Origin of the sequence: Streptomyces sp. W16 (assembly GCF_033194735.1) — a bacterium.
Classification (GTDB): Bacteria; Actinomycetota; Actinomycetes; order Streptomycetales; family Streptomycetaceae; genus Streptomyces.
Window position 1 is genome coordinate 1 of sequence record NZ_JAWOAI010000622.1, and the last position, 5112, is coordinate 5112.

General features: G+C 69.4%; 7 protein-coding genes. 5 read left to right on the forward strand and 2 right to left on the reverse strand.

The window, feature by feature from the left end:
* Positions 1-1888: AAA domain-containing protein (locus R6V09_RS45440; RefSeq protein WP_317887338.1), on the forward strand; the 1888-nt coding region annotated here is incomplete at its 5' end.
* A gap of 15 nt (positions 1889-1903) precedes the next feature.
* On the opposite strand, the gene R6V09_RS45445 is transcribed toward R6V09_RS45440, so the two are convergent.
* Positions 1904-2275: a hypothetical protein gene (locus R6V09_RS45445; RefSeq protein ID WP_317887339.1), complete on the reverse strand. Its 372-nt coding sequence runs from the start codon at positions 2273-2275 to the stop codon at positions 1904-1906.
* Between the two features lie 32 nt (positions 2276-2307).
* On the reverse strand, positions 2308-2769 hold the full coding sequence (locus tag R6V09_RS45450) for a hypothetical protein (protein ID WP_317887340.1): 462 nt from the start codon (positions 2767-2769) through the stop codon (positions 2308-2310).
* A gap of 122 nt (positions 2770-2891) precedes the next feature.
* On the opposite strand from R6V09_RS45450, the gene R6V09_RS45455 reads away from it, so the two are divergent.
* The 4 genes from R6V09_RS45455 to R6V09_RS45470 all read left to right on the forward strand — a co-directional run.
* Positions 2892-3341: an amidase domain-containing protein gene (locus R6V09_RS45455; protein ID WP_317887341.1), complete on the forward strand. Its 450-nt coding sequence runs from the start codon at positions 2892-2894 to the stop codon at positions 3339-3341.
* Positions 3342-3390: 49 nt separating this feature from the next.
* The gene (locus R6V09_RS45460; protein WP_317887342.1) at positions 3391-3864 is read left to right on the forward strand and encodes a hypothetical protein; all 474 of its coding nucleotides are present in this window, start codon (positions 3391-3393) and stop codon (positions 3862-3864) included.
* Between the two features lie 164 nt (positions 3865-4028).
* Complete coding sequence (locus R6V09_RS45465; RefSeq protein ID WP_317887344.1) at positions 4029-4784, forward strand: nucleotidyltransferase domain-containing protein; 756 nt, start codon at positions 4029-4031, stop codon at positions 4782-4784.
* Positions 4785-4932: 148 nt separating this feature from the next.
* On the forward strand, positions 4933-5112 hold a 180-nt coding region (locus R6V09_RS45470), incomplete at its 3' end, for a hypothetical protein (RefSeq protein WP_317887343.1).

The following is a 5112-nucleotide window of genomic DNA, read 5'->3' on the forward strand; positions in this document are numbered from 1 at the left end:
CGCCCGCCCGCGTCTCGCGGGGGTTCCGGCACGCGCGACCCTCGCCGGGCAGGCCGAGACCCTGCAGAAGCAGCTCGACGAGCTCGACCAGCAGCGCAGGAGGATCCAGGACACCGTGCGCTCCAAATGCCGGGTGATGGGCGCCACCGTCGCCAAGGCCGTCCAGTCGCGCAAGCTGCTGGACCGCGTCGACGTCGTCGTGATCGACGAGGCGGGCATGGTGGATCTGCCCTCCGCCTGGCTGGCAGCGGGGCTCGCCGGGAAACGGGTTGTCGTCGCCGGCGACTTCCGGCAGCTGCCTGCCGTGACCAAGGGCGCGAGCGACCGCAAGGCGACGGAGCAGGAAAAGGCCCACTCCCGGGAGTGGGCGGCGCGAGACACCTTCCACGCGGCCGGTCTGGTGACCGACTCCGGATCGGTCCGCGAGGATCCCCGGCTCGTGGCCCTGGACACCCAGTACCGCATGCGGGAGCCGATCTGCGCACTGGTGAACGACGTCGCCTACCCGGACGCACCGCTCTCCACGGGGCGTGACGACCGCAGCAGGATCCCCTTCAATCCGCTGGTGGACGCCGCGATCATCCTCGTCGACACCTCGAAGCAGCGCATTCCAGGGCCCGATTACAAGGCGAACACGGTGAACGAGGCCGTGGTGCACGAACTCGTACGGGGCCTGCAGTACGAGGGTGTACTCCCGGGACGGAAGTGGAGCGACGGCGAGGCGACTCCGGGTGGGCGCGCCACCGACAGGCTTGCTGTCATCGCCCCCTACAAAGCCCAGGTCAAGGCGTTGCAGGGCAGCCTGAAGTACCGGTTCGGGGAGGAGTACGAAAGCCTGGTCGACACGATCCACCGGTTCCAGGGCAGCCAGCGCCCGATCGTCGTGTTCGACACCGCCGTCGGCGCGGGCAGGTATCCCGGCATCTTCTACGAGGGGACCGGCCTGTCCTCCCAGACCTGCCGACTCCTGAACGTCGCCCTCAGCCGGGCCCAGGACCACTTGGTCGTCGTGGCCGACCTCGACCACCTGCGTAAGCATCTCGCCCCGCACAGCGAGGCCCGCATCATGCTCGACCACCTCGAAAGCCACGCGCAGGTGATGTCGGCGGACCAGCTCGTGCCCACTCGGGACGCGGCTCAACTCTCCGCGCTCTCCGAGGAGGAGCTGTCCCGGCCTGCCTTCTTCCCGGCGGACGAGGTCTACAAGGCCGTCGAGTGGGACATCGAGCGGGCGTCCACGAGCATTGAGGTCTACTGCCCTTTCCTCGACCCCATCCCGGTCCGCAAGTGGTCGACGCTCCTGGGCCGGCGCGTGAGTGAGGGCGTGCGGATCGTCGTCTATACCCGCGCCGCAGACGAACAGCGCGACGACGCCTCGGCCGAGCGCCACCAGCAGCGCATCGATCAACTGCGGGCGGTGGGCTGCGAGGTGGACTTCCGGGAGCGCATGCACGAGAAGGTGCTCATCCTGGACAGCACGGTCCTCTGGCACGGCTCGCTCAATCTGCTGGCGAACAGCGGCCCGACAGACCTGATGATGCGGTTCACGGACCCCTCGTCCTGTGAGCGGGTCAGCCGGGTCATCGAGCGTGCCCGGAAGGACAAGGCCGCGTGGAACCCGCGAGCGGGGGGCGGTGGAGGCTCGCTGGACGGCGGTGTGAACGGCGGCGTGAACGGCTCAAGCCGCACGGCCGAGGCGGCTGTGCCACCTGCCGACGGCATCAGCCCCGGTGCTGTCGTCAACGGCCGCCTCTATCTCCAGGTGCCCTTCGCCGAGAAGGACGACGCGAAGAAACTGCTCGGCGCACAGTGGGACAAGCCGAACCGCCTCTGGTACGTCGACGCCGCGCGCGTCACTCGTGAACAGGCCCGCCGCTGGCTGCCCTGAGGCGCTGGGCGACGCCTACGCCTGGCGGCTCTGCTGACGCTGCCAGGCGTTCCGTGCGCTGGCGCCAGCCGTGCTGTGAACGCCCCCGGATCCTATGAAGAGGACCTTGGGGTTGTTGTTGTGCGGGCCGTATCCCACGGACCCACGGACGAGCAGGAAGGACCCCGGCTGAGGGGCCCATCCCTCGAACCAGGTGTCCTGCCGCGTCCCGGTCTCGGTCCAGATGACGTACGCCTTGGAGCCGTTCCTCGCTCTCTGGTACACCTCGGCGACCTGGACGATGTGGAAATCAGGTCCGAGTTGCCTGGCGGAGGTGACGAGGCGTTCCCACTGCTGTGCTGCTGCGGCTTCTTGACGGCTCTTCTTGCGCCGAAGGATTCCTAACATGACCGCAGACTAGTCCGGAGTGTTCATGCCATTCACCTGGGTTCATGGCGAGTGGAACCTCGGCGCGGGCCATGTGTCCGGGAAGGCCTGCCGGGATCCACTGCCTGTTCCGGTGCGGGCTGGAGGGGATTGACCGGCGAGGCTTCCAGGCCGTCCACGTCGGCCATGCCGGGCAGCATCTCTTCGGCAGGGGCGGCGGGCCGCGGAGAGGCGGTGTGGAGCGGGGGTTCGAGGACACCTCGCCGGGTCAGTTCCGCCATGTTGATGAGCGGGCCGGCGAGTACGTGGCTCAGGAGGTTTGCCTGCTCGGCCTCGATGCTCGTCAGATGACGTAAGACGCTCAGGATGTCGACCAGTTCGGTGCTCCAGTCGGAACGCCACCGTTCGCTGCGCATGCGGTCAAGTGGGCTGCCGATGCGGCCGGTCGGCTTGCTGCTCCGGGCGGTGAACCAGTGGTCGAGTACTTTGCGGTGCCCGACTTCGTAGTTCCTCATGCGGGAGCTGACCCCGTTGAAGACGCCGGTGCCGATGACACAGGACGATCTCGCCGCGCTCGCAGAGATAGGGCAAGCGGTACAAGGAGATCGACGGCGGCTACACGCAGGCGCGGGTCGATGTGAAGGTCGACGACACGACCGTCGACGGCGGGACGGCGACGCTTCAGCTGACCGGATACACCAGCCTCCGGCTGCCGTTCACGCCCCAGGAGGTCGAAGAGGGAGCGCCGGAGTACGAGGAACTCTCGTCCGGCGACACGGCCGACACCACCCCGCTGCCCGACAGCAGCGCGTCCGACGCTGCCAAGTCGGGGACCTCGGCCGCCTACGGCTACAGCAAGATGGTGGCCTACGCCGCCAGGTACTGGGATCACCACAACGACGCGTACCGCACCTACGGCAACGACTGCACCCACTTCATCTCCCAGGCGATGCCGGCCGGCGGATGGGGCACCAAGGGCGGCGCCCTCATCCAACTGACGTACCACACCAGCGACACCCACAACAAAAGCCTGCGCAAGCTCCTGTCCGACCACCCTCGCGCCTGGCGGTACGCACACCGCACCTGACAGGCTGCCACCCCCACCGGAGAACCCGCACGTGAACAAGGAGCGCGCTGTGGAACGTCGACGTCTCTTGGCCGTGCTGGCCGTGCTGGCCGCCCTGGCCGTCGCCACCGGCTGCTCGACCCATGACGACAAGGCCGGACCCTCCCGCTCGGCCTCCTCCGATTCCTCCGACGGGGCCCGCCAGGCCGTCGAGGCGTACGTGGATGCCCTCAACTCCCGCAGCGCCACTGGCCTGATCAAGGTCGGCGGGGTCAAGGACGAGAGCTGGTCGCGGCAGGAGGCCGCGCGGATCCTCGCGGACCGGGGTGGGCAGGAGTGGAAGATCAAGGATGTCCAGATCGGCCACGACATGGGTCCCGACACCGGGTCGGCCCGCCTTCTGGCTGACGGCGGGGCGGGCAAGTCCCTGCGCGACACCTTCACCGTGACACGGGAGAAGGGGGTGTGGCACCTGGCCGTCTTCACCCACCAGCCGAACGGGAAGGGCAAGGAGTCCTCCTCGGCCGACAGGCCCGCTTCCTGACACCACGGAAAGCAGCCTCCCCGCGCCGAGTTCAGGACGTGGCCGCGGCGGACCGCGTTCGCGGTGAGTTCGGCCGTGACGAGGGTCAGGGTCGGGCTACCGTTGAGACTCGAACTGCGTGGAAAGGGGCTGGACTTGGTGGCCAGGGGATCCGTCCAGTGACCATGGACGACGAGACGTTCCTCGGCGGAGTCGCGGACCTTCTCGCCGAGTTGCCGGCCGTGCGAGCCGTCGCCCTGGGAGGCTCCCGCGCCCAGGGCACCCACCGACCCGACAGCGACTGGGACTTGGCGGTCTACTACCGCGGCCCCTTCGACCCGGCCGATCTCCGCGCCCTCGGCTGGGACGGTGAGGTCTCCGAGGTCGGCGGGTGGGGCGGTGGGGTCTTCAACGGGGGCGCGTGGCTGACCGTCGACGGGCGGCGGGTCGATGTGCACTATCGCGATCTGGCCGTGGTGGAGCGGGAGTTGGCGGAGGCGGAGGAAGGGCGCTTCCGGGTGGAGCCGTTGCTGTTCCATCTCGCCGGAATCCCCAGCTACCTGGTGGTCGCCGAACTCGCGATCAACCGCGTCCTGCGGGGTGAACTGCCCCGCCCCGACAGCTATCCCGAGAAGCTGCGGCGCTCCGCCGCCGAACGCTGGCACGGCACCGCCCGCGCCACCCTCGCGTACGCGCGGGCCAACCACGCCCCGAAGGGCCGGCTCACCGAGGTCGCCGGCGCGCTCGCCGTGGCCGCCGTACAGGCCGGGCACGGTGTGCTGGCGGGGCGGGGGGAGTGGGTGACGAACGAGAAGCGGCTGCTGGAGCGGGCCGGGCTGCGGAGCGTCGACGACATCGTGGCGGGGCTGCGCCGGGAACCGGAGGTGCTCACGCGCGCGGTTTCCGACGCGGAAGCCCTGTTCTCGGCGTTGCGTTCATAAAGAAAGCGTCCCCAGGGCCAACCTTCACACCCTCGAAATACGACCGGCCCGTTCCGCCCGAGTGCGCGAACTACCGTGGACAGCACAGCCTCAGCCCCGGCCACCGTCGCCCGAAGGCCCACCCCGCCCTCGCCACGACAGGAGCCCTGTGTCCCGACGTACCGTCGCACTGTCCCTTCCGCCCTGGCTCGCCCACACGTTGCGGGCCCAGCGCGGCCCGGTTCCCTGGAGCGCGGTCACGCGAGGGGCGCTGTCCGCCGGACCGCTGCTCCTCGCCGCCGTGCTCGTCGGACGTACGTCCCTCGGGGTGCTGGCCGCGCTCGGGGCG